We start from the raw sequence: 15,298 nt of genomic DNA, 5'->3' as shown, positions 1-15,298 counted from the left end.
GCTTTGGCGAGAGTTTCAAAGCCTCGCAGCGTGTCAAATCGTGAGGCCAATCTGGGAGGATTGTCATGACATCGACGGCGCAAGACCTGCACCCTGCCCCCGTTCTGGAGCCCGGCAGGACGATCCTGGAACTGCGCGGCCTCGAGAAGAAATATCCGGGCACCCATGCGCTGAAGCCGGTGACCCTCGCTTTCAAGGCCGGTGAGATCCACGCCATCGTCGGCGAGAATGGGGCCGGAAAATCCACCCTGATCAAGCTCCTGACCGGCGTCATGCCGCGCACCTCCGGCGAGGTAATCTGGGAGGGCAAGCCGGCGGCGCTCGCAACCCCGCACGAGGCGATGGCGCTGGGCATCAACGCCGTCCACCAGGAAGTTGTGCTCTGCCGTCATCTGACCGTCGCCGCCAACATGTTCCTCGGGGAGGAAAATTCGCGCTTCGGCATCCTGCAGCAGCGCGCCATGGTCAGGGAGGCGCAGAAGATCATCGACGGTCTCGGCTTCGACCTGCCCGCCCATGTCACTCTCGGCGACCTCACCATCGGCCAGCAACAACTGATCGCTGCCGCCCGTGCCACGGTGCGTGGCACCAAATTTCTGATCTTCGACGAGCCGACCGCTTACCTGACCCGCAAGGAGGCCGACCAGCTCTTCACCCTGATCCGCCGGCTGAAGTCAGAGGGCGTGACGATCATCTACATCAGCCACCGCATGGAGGAAGTCTTCGAGCTGGCCGATCGTGTGTCCGTGCTGCGCGACGGCACGCTGGTCGGCACCAGGAATATCAGTGAGACCAATGACGCTGAACTCGTCAAGCTGATGATCAACCGCTCGATCGAACAAATCTACCACAAGGAGCATTTCACTCCGGGTGCCGCGATCATCGAGGCCAGGAACCTCTCGGGCAAGGGCTTCGAAAACGTGTCGATGACGGTCCGCGCCGGCGAGATCGTCGGGCTCTATGGCCTGATCGGCGCTGGACGCAGCGAATTCGTCACCACGCTCTACGGTCGCCACCGCAAATCGGCCGGCCAGATCCTGTGGGAAGGCAAGGATGTCCAGGTCAATTCCGAGCATGACGCCATCAAGCTCGGCATGGCGCTGGCGCCGGAAAGCCGCCGCGACCAGGGCCTCTGCCTCAATTTGCCGGTCGGCCTCAACCTCAACTTGCCGATCTACAAGCGCATCTCCAACAATCTCTTGATCTCCGGAGCACAGGAAAAGACCCAGGCCGACCGCCAGATCGCCGATCTCAGGATCAAGACGCCGACCCGCAATGCTTTGGCCTCGAGCCTGTCGGGCGGCAATCAGCAGAAGATCGTCATCGGCAAATGGCTGGCGCATGGCGCCAAGCTGTTCATCTTCGACGAGCCGACGGTTGGCGTGGATGTCGGCACCAAGGCCGAAATCTACCGCCTGTTCAGCGCGCTCTTGTCGAAGGGCGCCGGCATCATCCTGATCTCGTCCTATTTGCCGGAAGTCTATGAACTGGCCGACACGCTGCACGTGTTCCGCCGCGGCAAGCTGGTGGCTACGCACGGGTTCCACACCGCCGATCACGAGGACATTCTCACACAGGCGCTCGCCGAGAAACAAGAAAAGCTGGGAGGAAAGACATGAGCACCGAGGCGATTCCCGCCGAAAAACCAAAGCGCAATTACAACGCCCTGTTCGGACTGACGCTGCTGGCGCTGCTGGTGCTGCTGTGGGTCATCCTGTCGTTCTCCACATCGAGCTTCGCGTCGGCCAACAACATCTCGAATCTGCTGCGTCAGGGTTCGATGATCGCCATTCTGGCTGTCGGCCAGACCTTCGTCATCATCACCGGCGGCATCGATCTGTCGGTCGGCGCCGTGGTCGGCTTCGCCACCGTCATCGCCGCGATGCTGATCAATGCCGGCGTCCCGGTCTTCTTTGCCATCCTGCTCACCCTGCTGGTCGGCGTCGCCATCGGCCTCTTCCATGGTTTTGGCATCGTCAAGATGGGCCTGCCGCCCTTCATCATCACGCTGGCGACCCTGACATCGCTGCGCGGCATTGGCCTTTTGATGACCAACGGCAATTCGATTTCGATCAACAATGATGCTTTCCAGGAATTCTCGCGCAACTCCTTCCTCGGCATTCCCAATCTGTTCTGGATGGTCCTTCTGGTTGGCATACCCGCCTATGTATTCCTGCATCACAGCCGCTGGGGCCGGTACCTGTTCTCGGTCGGGTCGAACGCCGAGGCCTCGCGCCTGTCCGGCGTCAATGTCCAGCGCACCATCTTCATGGCCTACACGCTGTCGGGTCTCTGCGCGGCATTCGTCGGCGTACTCTTGGCTTCGCGCATCGGCATCGGCAATCCGACCCAGGCCGAAGGCTGGGAACTGCAGGCGATCGCCTCGTCGGTGATCGGCGGCACCTCACTGTTCGGCGCGGTCGGCTCCGTGCATGGGCCGCTGCTCGGCGCCTTCATTCTCGCCACCATCAACAACGGCGCCAACCTGCTGAACGTCAATGCCTTCTGGCAGCGTGTCATCACCGGCGTGCTGATCATCGTCATTGTCTATTTCGACGGGCTGCGCCGTCGCGGCGGCAAGTAGTCAACGAACCGAAGGTCGATCGCCGGCCCGGTATCAAAACGGGCCGGCGTTTTCGTAAACCCAAAATGGACTGAAACATGAAAGCCGTCGTCTGCCGCTCGCCCGGCGAACTCGTTCTGGAAGACCGTCCCGTACCCTCCCAGCCGCCTCCCGGCTGGGCGCTGGTCGCGGTCAGCCATGTCGGCATCTGCGGCACCGACTACCATATCTTCGAGGGCAAGCACCCATTCCTCGCCTATCCCCGCATCATGGGCCACGAGGTCTCCGGCACCGTGATCGAGACGGGCGAAGGCGTCGACCTCGCGCTTGGCGAACCGGTGATCATCAACCCCTATCTCTCCTGCGGCAAATGCATCGCCTGCCGGCACGGCAAGCCAAATTGCTGCGTCAGGATCGAAGTGCTCGGCGTGCACCGCGACGGCGCCATGTGCGAACAGATCCTGGTGCCAGCTGAGAATCTCTATCCCACCAACGGCCTGTCGCCCGCCGACGCCGCCGCCGTCGAATTCCTGGCCATCGGCGCCCATGCCGTGCGGCGCGCGCGGGCAGAGCCTGGCGCCCGCGCGCTGGTTATCGGCGCCGGGCCGATCGGACTTGGCACCGCCATCTTCGCCCGCATCGCCGGGCTTGACGTGACGCTGCTCGATATGAGCACCGAGCGGCTGGATTTTGCCGAGGGCGAACTCGGCTTCCAGACGCTCGACGGCTCGCGTGGCACGGCGGCGGATTTGGTCAAGGACGCGACCGACGGCGAAGGGTTCGACGTGGTCTTCGACGCCACCGGCAACACCCGGTCGGTGCAATCGGCCTTCGCCCACGTCGCGCATGGCGGCACGCTGGTGCTGGTCAGCGTCGTCAAGGACGACATCGTCTTTTCCGACCCCGAATTCCATAAGCGCGAAATGACATTGGTGGGCAGCCGCAACGCGTTGCGCGCCGACTTCGATCACGTCGCCGCCTCGATCCGCAACGGCGCCGTGCCGTTGGCCAAGCTCGTCACCCACCGCACAACGCTGGCCGATACGCCAGGGGATGTCGCTCACTGGGCGCATGAAAAGTCGGGCCTGATCAAGGCTGTGATCGAGATCGGATAACCAGGCGTCACAGCGCCGAGAGCTTCAGCTCCACCCGCTCCGCAGGAAAACGTGACTCCGAAAACTGGATCGGCCGGCCGTCGGGCGTGACGTTGACCGCCACCGTGACCAGCACGATGGCACCCGGCTGCAGGTCAAGGTCGGCGAGATCGGCGGCATCGGCATGGCGCGCCGAGAGCACGGTGGATTGCCGAAGATAATCGTCGATGCCGAAACGAGCGAGCGACGCCGTGATCGACCCGGTCTCGGCCATCGCGGCATCGATGCCGGCAAAGCGCCTGGCATCGAACCAACTGGCGGCGCGCGACACTGGCCGTCCATCGGCCTCGCCCCGTGTTTCCAGCCGCATCGCGCCAGCGCCCCTCGCAAGGCCAAGGCCCTCTGCGACACGCTGGCTGGCTGGCTCGATCGATGAAGCGAGCAGCACGATGTGCCGTTCCGACGTCTGCCCCTGCAGGCCCGCCGAGAAGCGCGTACGCGCGCCGATCGGATAGGACAGCCGCTTGCGTGACAAGACGAAGGTGCCGCGCCCCTGTTCGGCCCGCAACACGCCCTCCTGCACCAGGGCCGATATGGCGCTGCGCACGGTGTGGCGGTTGACGCCATAACGTTCCGCCAGTGCGACCTCGGGCGGCAGCGCGGCATTCTCGATGAAATCACCAGCGGCGATCGATTGCAGGATCCTGTCGGCAATCTGGCGCCACAGTGAGACACCGCTGCGCCGCTCGATGCTATCGGCCACTTGCTGCCCGATCATGTTTTTGCCCCCCGGCCAATCCTGTCACGCACCCGTCATGGACTCGCGTTAGGTAATATGTATAATTTGTATAGTTGTCTATATCAATAGACAAATTTAGCGAAGAGGAAAATTGGCGATGCGAGGACAGGAAGCCCGCGACCAGGCGGAGCGCAAGGCCGCCATGGACACCTTGGCGCGATCCAGCGGCGACGACATCGTGCGGCTCTGGAACGAGGCCGGCCTGCCTTCGCAAGCTAAGCTGCTGCGCGGCCCCGAGACCGGCCTGGTCACGCTGCGTGGCCGCATCGGCGGCGGCGGCGCGCCCTTCAATGTCGGCGAAGCGACCGTCACCCGCGCCACGGTCCGGCTGCCATCCGGCCAGGTCGGCCATTGCTACGCGCTTGGCCGCGACAAGCAGAAGGCGAAGCTAGCAGCCGTCGCCGACGCGCTCTGGCAGGATCCTGCCCGCCGCACCGAGGTCGAGACCATGCTCATTACGCCCTTACGCTCGGCTCTGACTGCTGCCCACGAAAAACGCCACGCCGAGACGGCGGCAACGAAGGTGGATTTCTTCACCATGGTCCGCGGAGAAGATTGATGGATATCGCTGCGCAATCGATCGAGGGCGGCTTCGCCGATCCGGTCTTCAACGCCCAGACTGTTTTTCGCGCCGTCATGGACGCGATGGCTCGGCCCGGCACAGTGCAGCCTTTGCCGGCCCTGGCCCGTCCGCCGGCGCCGTTCTCGGCGACATCAGGCGCCATTGCCCTGGCGCTGTGCGACAACGACACGCCACTCTGGCTCGACCCGGCCCTGCATGCCTCCGCCGCGATCGGGTCCTGGCTTGGCTTCCACACGGGCGCGCCGCTGGCCAACACATCAGCCGACGCGCATTTCGCGTTTGTCGCCACGCCGGCCGAGATGATGGCGCTCGACGGTTTTTCGCAAGGCACCCAGGACTATCCCGACCGATCGACGACGCTGGTCCTCCAGGTCGGCGACCTCGTTTCAGGGACCCCGCTGCTGTTGGAAGGCCCCGGCATCGAAACGAACGCGACGATCGCACCGGCACAGATGCCGCGCCATTTCGTCGAGCAATGGAAGCAAAACAACAAGCGCTTTCCGCGCGGCGTCGACATCGTCCTCGCCACATCGGAAGGCGTAGCCTGCCTGCCGCGCACGACGCGCATCAAAACGATGGGGGCTTGAAGATGTATGTCGCGGTAAAAGGTGGCGAAGCCGCCATTGCCAACGCTCACAGCCTGCTTGCCGACCGCCGGCGCGGCGACCGCTCGGTGCCGGCACTGCGCCTCGACCAGATCGTCGAACAGCTGGCGCTCGGTGTCGACAGGGTGATGAGCGAAGGCTCGCTCTATGACCGTGAATTGGCGGCACTCGCTATCGTCCAGGCGCGCGGCGACATGATCGAGGCGATCTTCCTGGTGCGCGCCTACCGCACCACGCTGCCGCGGTTCGGTTACAGCAGTCCGATCGACACCAGCGCGATGCTGGTCGAACGGCGGGTCTCGGCGACTTACAAGGACTTGCCTGGCGGCCAGCTGCTCGGTCCGACCTTCGACTACACGCACCGCCTGCTCGACCCGGAGCTTGCCGCCGGCGCCGATGTCGCAGAACCGTTGCAGCGCACCGGCGAGGCCGAGGCCATGCCGCGTGTCTCGGCCATCCTCGCCCGCGAAGGCCTGATCGAGCCCGATGGCGACATGCCGCAGGATCACATTCCCGGCGACATCACGCGAGAGCCGCTGGAATTCCCGATGGCGCGCGACATCCGCCTGCAGGCGCTGTCGCGCGGCGACGAGGGATTTCTGCTGGCGTTAGGCTATTCCACGCAGCGTGGCTATGCCCGCAACCATCCCTTCGTCGGCGAGATCCGCATCGGCGAGGTCCAGCTGGAGCTTGACGTTCCCGAACTGCCTTTCGCCGTGCCGCTCGGCACGGTGCGGGTCACCGAATGCCAGATGGTCAACCAGTTCAAGGGCTCGGCCAAGGCGCCGCCGCAATTCACCCGCGGCTACGGTCTCGTCTTCGGCCAGAGCGAGCGCAAGGCGATGGCCATGGCGCTCTGCGACCGCGCCCTGCGCGCCTCGGAGCTCGGCGAGGACATCGTTGCCGCCGCCCAGGACGAGGAATTCGTCATCTCGCATTCCGACAATGTCCAGGCGACCGGCTTCGTTGAGCACCTGAAGCTGCCGCACTATGTCGATTTCCAGGCCGAGCTCGACCTCGTGCGCCGCATGCGCGCCGAGTATGAGGCGCGCGAGAATCCGCCGAAGGCGGAAGAAAAGAAGGACGCAGCGGAATGACTGCGCAACCGACCGACATCGCCACCTACAACTTCGCCTATCTTGACGAGCAGACCAAGCGGATGATCCGCCGCGCGATCCTCAAGGGCATCGCCATCCCCGGCTATCAGGTGCCGTTCGCCTCGCGCGAAATGCCGATGCCTTATGGCTGGGGCACCGGCGGCGTCCAGGTCACTGCATCGATCATCGGCCCCGATGACGTGCTGAAGGTCATCGACCAGGGCGCCGATGACACCACCAACGCGGTCTCGATCCGCGCCTTCTTCAAGAAAGTAGCCAATGTCGCGGTAACGACCGATACCGCCGCCGCCACCATCATCCAGACCCGCCATCGCATCCCCGAACATCCGCTCACCGCGGGCCAGGTGCTGGTCTATCAGGTGCCGATCCCCGAGCCGCTGCGCTTCCTCGAACCGCGCGAGACCGAGACGCGCAAAATGCATGCGCTGGAGGAATACGGCCTCATGCATGTGAAGCTCTACGAGGACATCGCCAAGCACGGGCGCATCGCCACCACCTATGCTTATCCGGTCAAGGTCGAGGGCCGCTATGTGATGGACCCGTCGCCGACGCCGAAATTCGACAATCCCAAGATGCACCGCTCGCCGGCCTTGCAGCTGTTCGGCGCCGGCCGCGAAAAGCGCATCTATGCGGTGCCGCCTTTCACCGATGTGGTCAGCCTCGACTTCGAGGATCATCCGTTCGAAGTGCAGACTTTCGACCAGCCCTGCGCGCTGTGCGCGGCCGAGAATGTCTATCTCGACGAGGTCATCCTCGACGACCACGGCGGCCACATGTTCGTCTGCTCCGACACCGATTACTGCGAGAAGCGGCGAGCAGACGGCCATCGCGGTCACCTTGCCCCCGAAACCGATCTTGCCCCAGGAAACATGGAGCCGGCGCGATGACCGACGAACCGCTGCTGCGCGTCTCGGCGCTGTCGAAATTCTATGGCTCGCGCGTCGGCTGCGACAATGTCTCCTTCGACCTGTGGCCGGGCGAGGTTCTGGCGGTCGTCGGCGAATCTGGCTCCGGCAAGACGACGCTGCTCAACTGCCTGTCGACGCGGCTGCTGCCGTCCTCCGGCACCGCGAGCTACCGCATGCGTGACGGCCAGTTCCGCGAACTCTACCGCATGAGCGAGGCCGAGCGCCGCTTCCTGATGCGCACCGACTGGGGCTTTGTCCATCAGAATCCGGCCGATGGCCTGCGCATGACGGTGTCTGCCGGCGCCAATGTCGGCGAGCGTCTGATGGCGGTCGGCGACCGCCATTACGGCAAGATCCGCGCCACGGCTGTCGACTGGCTGTCGCGCGTCGAGATCGAGGAAGACCGCATCGACGACGAACCCCGCGCCTTTTCCGGCGGCATGCGCCAGCGCCTGCAGATCGCCCGCAACCTCGTCACCGGGCCACGGCTGGTGTTCATGGACGAACCGACCGGCGGCCTCGACGTCTCGGTGCAGGCGCGCCTGCTTGATCTCTTGCGCGGTCTGGTCACCGACCTTGGTCTTGCGGCCATCGTCGTCACCCACGACCTCGCCGTCGCGCGGCTTCTGTCGCAGCGCATGATGGTGATGAAGGACGGCCGCGTCGTCGAAAGCGGCCTCACCGATCGCGTGCTCGACGACCCGCGCGCCCCCTACACGCAATTGCTTGTTTCTTCGATTTTGCAGGTTTGACGATGGCGCTTGAACACCCCGCTCTGTCCTGCCGGACATCTCCCCCTCAAGGGGGGAGATTGGCAGTTTCCATGTCCCGCCTATTCTACAATACAGCAGTTTGGCGACGACGAATGCGACAGCCGATCTCCCCCCTTGAGGGGGAGATGCCTGGCAAGGCAGGGGGCGCTGTCCCGCCGACGATTGACGATTGGAGAACCTTCTGATGCCGACCCCACTCGTTGTCTCCGACGTCGCCAAAAGCTTCACCATGCATCTGCGTGACGGCATCAAATTGCCTGTCGTCGCCGGCGTCTCGTTCTCGATCAAGGCGGGTGAATGCACCGTGCTCGGCGGTCCGTCCGGTGCCGGCAAGAGCTCGATCCTGAAGATGCTCTACGGCAACTACGCCGTCGACGAAGGCCAGATCATCGTCACGCACGAGGACGGGTTGATCGATCTCGCCCGTGCCAGCCCGCGCACGGTGCTTTCCGTTCGCCGGCAAACGATCGGCTATGTCAGCCAGTTCCTGCGCACCGTGCCGCGCGTCTCCGCTCTCGATGTCGTCGCAGAACCACTGGTTGAACGCGGCGAGGAGCGCGAGGCAGCCCGAGCCAAGGCACGCGCCTTGCTGGCCCAGCTCAATCTGCCGGAAAAGCTCTGGATGCTGCCGCCGGCAACCTTCTCCGGCGGCGAGCAGCAGCGCGTCAACATCGCGCGCGGCTTCATCACCGAGCACCCTATCCTGCTGCTCGACGAGCCGACCGCATCGCTCGACGCAACGAACCGCGACGTGGTGATCGAACTCATCGCCGCCAAGAAGGCGGCAGGCGTCGCCTTGCTCGGCATCTTCCATGACCACGAAGTGCGCGAGGCGGTGGCCGACAGGGTCATCGACGTCACCGCCTTCGCTCCGGGAAAACTCGCCGCATGACCAGGAAATTGTCGGAAACGCCGCTGGTGCATCCGACGGCGGAGGTGCACAACTCGACGCTCGGCCGCTGGACCGAGATCGCCGACCGCAGCCGGGTCTCGGAAAGTCAGCTCGGCGACTATTCCTACATGATGCAGGACTGCGCGGTCTGGTGCGCGACGATCGGCAAATTTGCCAACATCGCGGCCAGCGTGCGCCTCAACGCCACCAACCACCCGACCTGGCGGCCGACGCTGCACCACTTCACCTACCGCGCGTCGGACTATTGGGACGACGCCGAGCACGAGAGCGAATTCTTCGCCGAGCGTCGCGCCAAACGCGTCACCATCGGCCACGACACCTGGCTCGGCCACGGCTCGACCGTCCTGCCCGGCGTCACCGTCGGTGACGGCGCCGCGGTTGGTGCCGGCGCGGTCGTATCGAAAGATGTCCCGCCCTACACCATCGTCGCCGGCGTGCCGGCCAAACCGATCCGCGAGCGCTTCGACCGCCACACCGCTGAACGCTACCAGGCGCTCGCCTGGTGGGACTGGGACCATGCCAGGCTCCGCGCCTCGCTCGACGACTTTCGCGAACTATCGGCCGAGGCGTTCCTGGAGAAGTACGAGGGATAGGGCAATTCCAGGAAAACTGGGAACCGGTTGCGTCAGGCAAAGAGACAGAGCTCTCACATCATCGTCATAGGGCGAGCCTGTTCATATCCCTGACATACGATTCGGACAGGACGCCATCTCCCAAGGAGATCGCCATGCTCGACACCGTCAGACCCTCGCTCGCCGGCTTCTTTGCCGGCTCCAATCCGTCGCCGCCGCCGCACCTTGGCACGCGCTACGACGTGTCGGGCAACTTTCTCCTCGAGCCCGGCAATACCGTCGTCAGCCATCTGGTCAGCGGCTCGCCCTCCGAAGCAGTGGTTCTCGCTGTCCGCAATCGGATGATGGCAATGCCCGATGCCGACCGCCTCGCCTTCACGCCGGTCTCCAGCCTGCACATGACGTTGTTCCAGGGCATCATCGAATATCGCCGCCGCTTGCCCTTCTGGCCGCGGGACGTGCCGCTCGACACCGGAATCGACGCCATGACCCGCCTCTATCTGGAGCGCCTGAAGGGTTTCGAGGGCGCCGGCCCTTTCAGTATCAAGGTGGTCGAAGTCCTGCCGACCGGTCTCACCGTTGCCGGCGCGACCGACGAGGACGTGCGCATCATGCGTGAATGGCGCGATGCGCTTACCGTGCCGTTCGGCTACCGGCACCCCGATCACGACGCTTACGTCTTCCACATCACCTTCGCCTATCAGATCCAGCGTCTTGCAGATGATCGGGCCGCCGCATGGCAGGTGCTTTTCGATGATTGCCTGGCGCTTTTCGCGCGGCAGGCGCCGGTGATCGAGATCAAGGCCCCCGCCTTCTGCGCCTTCCGCGACATGAAGCATTTCGAGGAGTTGCTGGTGCTCGGCTGATTGCCCGCAAGGTGCCGGTCATCACGCCTGTGGAGCGTAACAAAACTGACATCATCGCGACACGGCAGGTTCATGTGGTTGCGTTAGGCGAGAGCCTGACGATCAATAGGTCCGGACTGGAACCTGCCATGCCAGCAACCTCTGCCACGCTCGAAATTCGCGGTGTCAGCCGACGATTTGGCAAGAACACCGCCGTCAGCGACGTCAACATCTCGATCCCGCAGGGGCAGATGGTCGGCGTGATCGGTCGTTCGGGTGCCGGCAAATCCACTCTTCTTCGCATGATCAACCGTCTTGTCGACCCCAGCCAGGGGTCGATTTTTTTTGACGGCGCCGAGGTCTCCCAGTTGCGCGGCTCGCCCCTGCGGCGCTGGCAGCGCGACTGCGCCATGATCTTCCAGCAGTTCAACCTGGTGCCGCGCCTCGACGTGCTGACCAACGTGCTGCTTGGCAAACTGAACCACCGTTCGACCATGTCCAACCTTCTCGGCATGTTCTCGCGCGCCGAGTGCGCGGAGGCGGTCGCCGCGCTCGAGCGGCTCGACATCGCCCGTACGGCACTTCAGCCCGCCGGCACCTTGTCGGGCGGCCAGCAGCAGCGTGTCGCCATCGCCCGCGCCATGATGCAGCAGCCCAAGGTGATCCTCGCCGACGAGCCGATCGCCTCGCTCGACCCGCTCAACGCCAAGGTGGTGATGGATTCGCTGCAGGACATCAATCTGCGCGAAGGCATCACCGTCGTCACCAACCTGCATACGCTGGATACCGCCCGCACCTATTGCAACCGCATCATCGGCATGGCAGCCGGCAAGGTCGTCTTCGACGGGCCGCCCGAAGAGCTCGACCGCGAAGCCGTGCGTCTCGTCTACGGCGCCGACAGCAATGGCGGCGAGATATCGGAGGTCATCACCTCCACCAGCGTTGCCTTCAAGCAGAAAATCGCCGCATCCGCCGGACCGCTCGAACCCGCATTCCCGGGATACTGAGCCCATTGCGGGCCAATAGCGAGCAGCCTGGATCGTCCGCCCGCGTCAAGGGCACTTGTCAAAATCAAGAACGCTGCCGGCGCGGGGCCGGAACTTACAGGAGAGATATCAATGTTCAGGAAGATGGTTTTCGGTGCCGTTTCGGTGCTCGCCATGGCCACCAGCATGGCCCACGCCGCCGATATGAAGGAATTTCGCGTCGGCATTCTCGGCGGTGAAAACGAAACCGACCGGCTGCGCAACTATCAGTGCCTGGCCGATCACCTGAAGGCCGAATTCGGCTTCGAAAAGGTTTCGCTTTTCCCGGCCGCCGACTATGACGGCGTCATCCAGGGCCTGCTCGGCGGCACGCTCGACTTCGCCGAACTCGGCGCTTCCGGCTACGCCAGCGTCTATCTCAAGGATCCGAAGGCGGTTACCCCGATCCTCACCACCAAGCAGACCGACGGCTCCACCGGCTATTATTCGATCGGCCTGGCGCTGAAGACCTCGGGGATCACCGACATTAAGTCGGCCAAGGGCAAGAAGCTCGGCTATGCCGACCCGGATTCGACCTCCGGCTATCTGATCCCGCTGACCCAGATTCCGAAGACCACCGGCGCCTCGAACGAGGCCTTCTTCGCCTCGACCCAGTTCAACGGCGGCCACGAGAACAACATCCTCGCCCTGCGCGACGGCAAGGTTGATGTCTCCGTCGACGATTCCTCGGGCATCGGCGACTTCAAGAACGGCTTCACCTCGGGCACCTTCCACAAGGTGGTCGCCAAGGGTGCCGTCGACCCGAACGACTTCGTCGAGGTTTGGCGCTCGGGCCTGATCCCGAACGGCCCGCTCGTCGTGCGCACGGCGATTGGCGACGAGATGGCCACAAAGCTGGCCGCCTTCTTCACCGAACTGCCCAATAAGGACAAGGCCTGCTTCGAAGGCGTCGAAGGCGGAGATTTCACCGGCTACGTTCCGGTGAAGCCCGACTTCTACAGCGTCATCGTCGAAGCCCGTAAGGCAGCCATCGGCGGCTAACGGCGAAATCGCAAAGGGGCGGTACCTCATCAAGTACCGCCCTTTTTGCATCTCCGATCATGACCCTTTCCGTGACAGCTCCCTCCGGCGCCACCCATCAGGTGGCCGATGCCTGGCGACGCCAGACGTCGCTGCGCCGATTCTATACCGTGCTCGGCGTCGGCCTGCTGCTAGCCGCGATGTTTTCCAGCATGTGGTTCGCCGACGAAGCCAATGCCGGGCATTTCTTCAAGCGGTTGCCACACCTTCTGGATTTCCTGAGTTGGCTGGTCCCGAAGGATTGGAACGACGTCTGGCGCGCGCTATTCGACATCGCTTCGCCACATGATACCGGCAGCCAGGAATTCAATTTCCCGCTCGGTCGCGTCTATGTCTGGGGTGGATACTACATCCCCGAATATTTCGAATTGATGCTGACCACGGTGAACGTGGCGCTCGTCTCGACCTTCATCGGATTCATTTTCGCAGTCCCGTTCTCCTTCATCGCGGCGCGCAATCTGACGCCGCATCCGGCCCTGCGGCTGGTCGTCAAGCGCTTCATGGAACTGTTGCGTGCCTTTCCCGAAATCGTCATCGCCGGCCTGTTCGCGGCAATCGTCTCGACCGGTCCGATCGCCGCCATCATCGCCATCGGCCTGCATTCGATCGGCGCGCTCGGCAAGCTGTTCTACGAGATCAATGAGAACATCGACATGCGTGCCGAGGAAGGCCTGACTGCGGTCGGCGCCAACTGGTTCGAGCGGGTGCGCTTCGCCGACCTGCCGCAGGTGTTGCCCAATTTCGTGTCCTATACGCTGCTGCGGGTCGAGATCAACGTGCGGGCCTCGACCATCATCGGCGCCGTCGGCGGCGGTGGCATCGGCGAGGAATTGAAGCTCTCCATCTCGCGCGGCTTCGGCGCCAAGACGCTGGCGCTGGTGCTGCTGCTGTTCACGACCATCTTCATCATCGACCAGTTTTCGGCCTGGCTTCGTCGCAAGCTGGTCGGCGAACAAGCCTTTATGATGGGGGCGTAAATCATGGCGACCATGACCGCCGAGGAGATTCTGTCGATCGAGGCGCGCCACCCGCAGGTGTTCCAGCGCCCGGCATACAAGCGCTTCGGTCCGCTGCTCCTGTTCGTTGGCACTCTCCTCTATCTGGTCTACGCCTTGTGGTTCTTCAGCCTGCCGCAGGTATTGCGCGAATCGCATTGGGAGCGGCTGCCACTGTTCCTGACGCAATGGATCAGCTACGATCTGCAGCCTGAATTCCGGCTCGACCAGCCGGAGATCACACCCAAATATCCGCGTTTTTCGGCGCTGGGCGAGAATCCAAATCCGGATTGGGTTATCAAGAACGCCGACGGTTCCTACACCGTGCAGATCGACGGCCAGGCCAAATCCGTCACCTTCGACAAGGGCTATGCGACGATTGTCGCTCATGGACAGACAGTGCCGGTGGCGCTGACCAGCGGCAAGCCGGTGGTCTCAGGCCCGGTGCCCGACTGGATGACGGTTCATGATGACGAAGTCGTGGCCAAGATGGGCTTCGTCGGCGAGGTGCGCGTCACCGTCGACCGCGTCAAGGTGCGCAAGCGCTTTCTCGGCTGGGCGAACTTCGTCTTTGACACACGCTCGCCCTTCTTCGGCAAATCAGCAGGGGAAGTGATCTCGCTGATCATGTCGGGGCCAGAACTGAAGCCCGGCACCTCGAACCTCGCGCTGGCCGGCGACAACATCTGGAACAACGCCCAGTGGCAGCATGGCGATGTCTGGACGAAGCTCTTGCAGACCATCGTCATGGCTTTCCTCGGCACGCTGCTCGGCAGCATCGTCGCCTTCCCGCTGGCCTTCTTCGCGGCGCGTAACATCACGCCGAGCGGTGTGCTCAGCCAGGTGCTCAAGCGCTTCTTCGACTTCATGCGCTCGGTCGACATGCTGATCTGGGCGCTGTTCTTCACCCGCGCCTTCGGTCCCGGTCCGCTGGCGGGTAGCGCCGCTATCTTCTTCACCGAGATCGGCACGCTCGGTAAGGTCTATTCGGAAGGCCTGGAGAACATCGACGACAAGCCGCGCGAGGGGGTGCTTTCGACCGGTGCCAACGGCCTTTTGGTGCAACGCTACGGCGTGATGCCCGAAGTGATCCCGATCTTCATCAGCCAGACGCTCTACCAGTGGGAATCCAACACCCGCGGCGCCACCATCATCGGCGCCGTCGGCGCCGGCGGCATCGGCCTGAAACTGTGGGAAGCGATGCGCACCAACTCCAACTGGGCCAACGTCTTCTACATGGTGTTGCTGATCCTGTTCGTCGTCTTCATCTTCGACAACATCTCCAACTTCCTGCGCCGCCGGCTGAGCCGCACGATCCACGATTACAACAGGCTGCAGGCCCAGCAGGGATAGCTTTGTAATATAGAAACGGACGAGAAGGCCGGCGGGACAGCGCCCCCCCTCTGCCCTGCCGGGCATCTCCCCCACGAGGCAGGGCTATCGCATATGAGTGATGGCATTGAT

Annotated in this window: 16 protein-coding genes; 15 read left to right on the top strand and 1 reads right to left on the bottom strand. The window is 63.6% G+C overall.

The window, feature by feature from the left end:
* The first annotated feature begins 65 nt into the window (after positions 1–65).
* The 3 genes from C7I87_RS30525 (at position 66) to C7I87_RS30515 (ending at position 3,678) form a co-directional block, all read left to right on the top strand.
* Entirely contained in the window at positions 66–1,619 is a 1,554-nt protein-coding gene (locus C7I87_RS30525; protein ID WP_149907690.1) for a sugar ABC transporter ATP-binding protein, read from the top strand.
* Positions 1,616–2,584 carry an ABC transporter permease gene (locus C7I87_RS30520; RefSeq protein WP_149907689.1) on the top strand — a complete coding sequence of 323 codons (969 nt, stop codon included), beginning with the start codon at positions 1,616–1,618 and terminating at the stop codon, positions 2,582–2,584. The genes C7I87_RS30525 and C7I87_RS30520 overlap by 4 nt, the downstream gene beginning before the upstream one ends.
* Positions 2,585–2,661: 77 nt before the next feature.
* Complete coding sequence (locus tag C7I87_RS30515) at positions 2,662–3,678, top strand: zinc-binding alcohol dehydrogenase family protein (protein WP_149907688.1); 1,017 nt, start codon at positions 2,662–2,664, stop codon at positions 3,676–3,678.
* 7 nt (positions 3,679–3,685) lie between these two features.
* Here C7I87_RS30515 and phnF read toward each other — a convergent pair whose 3' ends face one another.
* Positions 3,686–4,435 carry a phosphonate metabolism transcriptional regulator PhnF gene (phnF, locus tag C7I87_RS30510; protein WP_149907687.1) on the bottom strand — a complete coding sequence of 250 codons (750 nt, stop codon included), beginning with the start codon at positions 4,433–4,435 and terminating at the stop codon, positions 3,686–3,688.
* A gap of 118 nt (positions 4,436–4,553) precedes the next feature.
* On the opposite strand from phnF, the gene phnG reads away from it, so the two are divergent.
* The 12 genes from phnG (at position 4,554) to phnE (C7I87_RS30445) (ending at position 15,187) form a co-directional block, all read left to right on the top strand.
* Positions 4,554–5,015 carry a phosphonate C-P lyase system protein PhnG gene (phnG, locus tag C7I87_RS30505; RefSeq protein ID WP_149907686.1) on the top strand — a complete coding sequence of 154 codons (462 nt, stop codon included), beginning with the start codon at positions 4,554–4,556 and terminating at the stop codon, positions 5,013–5,015.
* On the top strand, positions 5,015–5,626 hold the full coding sequence (phnH, locus tag C7I87_RS30500; RefSeq protein ID WP_149907685.1) for a phosphonate C-P lyase system protein PhnH: 612 nt from the start codon (positions 5,015–5,017) through the stop codon (positions 5,624–5,626). The genes phnG and phnH overlap by 1 nt, the downstream gene beginning before the upstream one ends.
* A 2-nt stretch (positions 5,627–5,628) precedes the next feature.
* Positions 5,629–6,741: a carbon-phosphorus lyase complex subunit gene (locus C7I87_RS30495; RefSeq protein WP_149907807.1), complete on the top strand. Its 1,113-nt coding sequence runs from the start codon at positions 5,629–5,631 to the stop codon at positions 6,739–6,741.
* Complete coding sequence (locus tag C7I87_RS30490) at positions 6,738–7,649, top strand: alpha-D-ribose 1-methylphosphonate 5-phosphate C-P-lyase PhnJ (RefSeq protein ID WP_149907684.1); 912 nt, start codon at positions 6,738–6,740, stop codon at positions 7,647–7,649. The genes C7I87_RS30495 and C7I87_RS30490 overlap by 4 nt, the downstream gene beginning before the upstream one ends.
* Entirely contained in the window at positions 7,646–8,422 is a 777-nt protein-coding gene (gene phnK, locus C7I87_RS30485; RefSeq protein ID WP_015315654.1) for a phosphonate C-P lyase system protein PhnK, read from the top strand. The genes C7I87_RS30490 and phnK overlap by 4 nt, the downstream gene beginning before the upstream one ends.
* Before the next feature lie 205 nt (positions 8,423–8,627).
* Complete coding sequence (gene phnL, locus C7I87_RS30475; protein WP_149907683.1) at positions 8,628–9,335, top strand: phosphonate C-P lyase system protein PhnL; 708 nt, start codon at positions 8,628–8,630, stop codon at positions 9,333–9,335.
* Entirely contained in the window at positions 9,332–9,949 is a 618-nt protein-coding gene (locus C7I87_RS30470) for a DapH/DapD/GlmU-related protein (protein ID WP_149907682.1), read from the top strand. Before phnL ends, C7I87_RS30470 begins: the two co-directional genes overlap by 4 nt.
* A gap of 134 nt (positions 9,950–10,083) precedes the next feature.
* Positions 10,084–10,794, top strand: coding sequence for a DUF1868 domain-containing protein (locus C7I87_RS30465; protein ID WP_149907681.1), 711 nt, complete (start codon positions 10,084–10,086; stop codon positions 10,792–10,794).
* A gap of 128 nt (positions 10,795–10,922) precedes the next feature.
* Positions 10,923–11,780 (top strand): phosphonate ABC transporter ATP-binding protein, encoded by an 858-nt coding sequence (gene phnC / locus C7I87_RS30460; protein WP_149907680.1) that lies wholly within the window; start codon positions 10,923–10,925, stop codon positions 11,778–11,780.
* Positions 11,781–11,891: 111 nt separating this feature from the next.
* Positions 11,892–12,800 carry a phosphonate ABC transporter substrate-binding protein gene (gene phnD, locus C7I87_RS30455; protein WP_149907679.1) on the top strand — a complete coding sequence of 303 codons (909 nt, stop codon included), beginning with the start codon at positions 11,892–11,894 and terminating at the stop codon, positions 12,798–12,800.
* Positions 12,801–12,859: 59 nt separating this feature from the next.
* Positions 12,860–13,816 carry a phosphonate ABC transporter, permease protein PhnE gene (phnE, locus tag C7I87_RS30450; protein ID WP_149907678.1) on the top strand — a complete coding sequence of 319 codons (957 nt, stop codon included), beginning with the start codon at positions 12,860–12,862 and terminating at the stop codon, positions 13,814–13,816.
* 3 nt (positions 13,817–13,819) lie between these two features.
* The gene (phnE, locus tag C7I87_RS30445; protein WP_149907677.1) at positions 13,820–15,187 is read left to right on the top strand and encodes a phosphonate ABC transporter, permease protein PhnE; all 1,368 of its coding nucleotides are present in this window, start codon (positions 13,820–13,822) and stop codon (positions 15,185–15,187) included.
* The last annotated feature ends 111 nt before the right edge of the window (positions 15,188–15,298 follow it).

Source organism: Mesorhizobium sp. SARCC-RB16n (assembly GCF_008520305.1).
GTDB lineage: Bacteria > Pseudomonadota > Alphaproteobacteria > Rhizobiales > Rhizobiaceae > Mesorhizobium.
The sequence above is the reverse complement of the archived record's forward strand: the minus strand, read 5'-3'. Positions and strand labels throughout refer to the sequence as shown.

Bases quoted from the DNA above. Each gene is read 5' to 3' on its own strand.
- C7I87_RS30525 (WP_149907690.1), top strand. From the start codon at position 66: ATGACATCGACGGCGCAAGACCTGCACCCTGCCCCCGTTCTGGAGCCC.
- C7I87_RS30520 (WP_149907689.1), top strand. From the start codon at position 1,616: ATGAGCACCGAGGCGATTCCCGCCGAAAAACCAAAGCGCAATTACAAC.
- C7I87_RS30515 (WP_149907688.1), top strand. From the start codon at position 2,662: ATGAAAGCCGTCGTCTGCCGCTCGCCCGGCGAACTCGTTCTGGAAGAC.
- phnF (WP_149907687.1), bottom strand. From the start codon at position 4,435: ATGATCGGGCAGCAAGTGGCCGATAGCATCGAGCGGCGCAGCGGTGTC.
- phnG (WP_149907686.1), top strand. From the start codon at position 4,554: ATGCGAGGACAGGAAGCCCGCGACCAGGCGGAGCGCAAGGCCGCCATG.
- phnH (WP_149907685.1), top strand. From the start codon at position 5,015: ATGGATATCGCTGCGCAATCGATCGAGGGCGGCTTCGCCGATCCGGTC.
- C7I87_RS30495 (WP_149907807.1), top strand. From the start codon at position 5,629: ATGTATGTCGCGGTAAAAGGTGGCGAAGCCGCCATTGCCAACGCTCAC.
- C7I87_RS30490 (WP_149907684.1), top strand. From the start codon at position 6,738: ATGACTGCGCAACCGACCGACATCGCCACCTACAACTTCGCCTATCTT.
- phnK (WP_015315654.1), top strand. From the start codon at position 7,646: ATGACCGACGAACCGCTGCTGCGCGTCTCGGCGCTGTCGAAATTCTAT.
- phnL (WP_149907683.1), top strand. From the start codon at position 8,628: ATGCCGACCCCACTCGTTGTCTCCGACGTCGCCAAAAGCTTCACCATG.
- C7I87_RS30470 (WP_149907682.1), top strand. From the start codon at position 9,332: ATGACCAGGAAATTGTCGGAAACGCCGCTGGTGCATCCGACGGCGGAG.
- C7I87_RS30465 (WP_149907681.1), top strand. From the start codon at position 10,084: ATGCTCGACACCGTCAGACCCTCGCTCGCCGGCTTCTTTGCCGGCTCC.
- phnC (WP_149907680.1), top strand. From the start codon at position 10,923: ATGCCAGCAACCTCTGCCACGCTCGAAATTCGCGGTGTCAGCCGACGA.
- phnD (WP_149907679.1), top strand. From the start codon at position 11,892: ATGTTCAGGAAGATGGTTTTCGGTGCCGTTTCGGTGCTCGCCATGGCC.
- phnE (WP_149907678.1), top strand. From the start codon at position 12,860: ATGACCCTTTCCGTGACAGCTCCCTCCGGCGCCACCCATCAGGTGGCC.
- phnE (WP_149907677.1), top strand. From the start codon at position 13,820: ATGGCGACCATGACCGCCGAGGAGATTCTGTCGATCGAGGCGCGCCAC.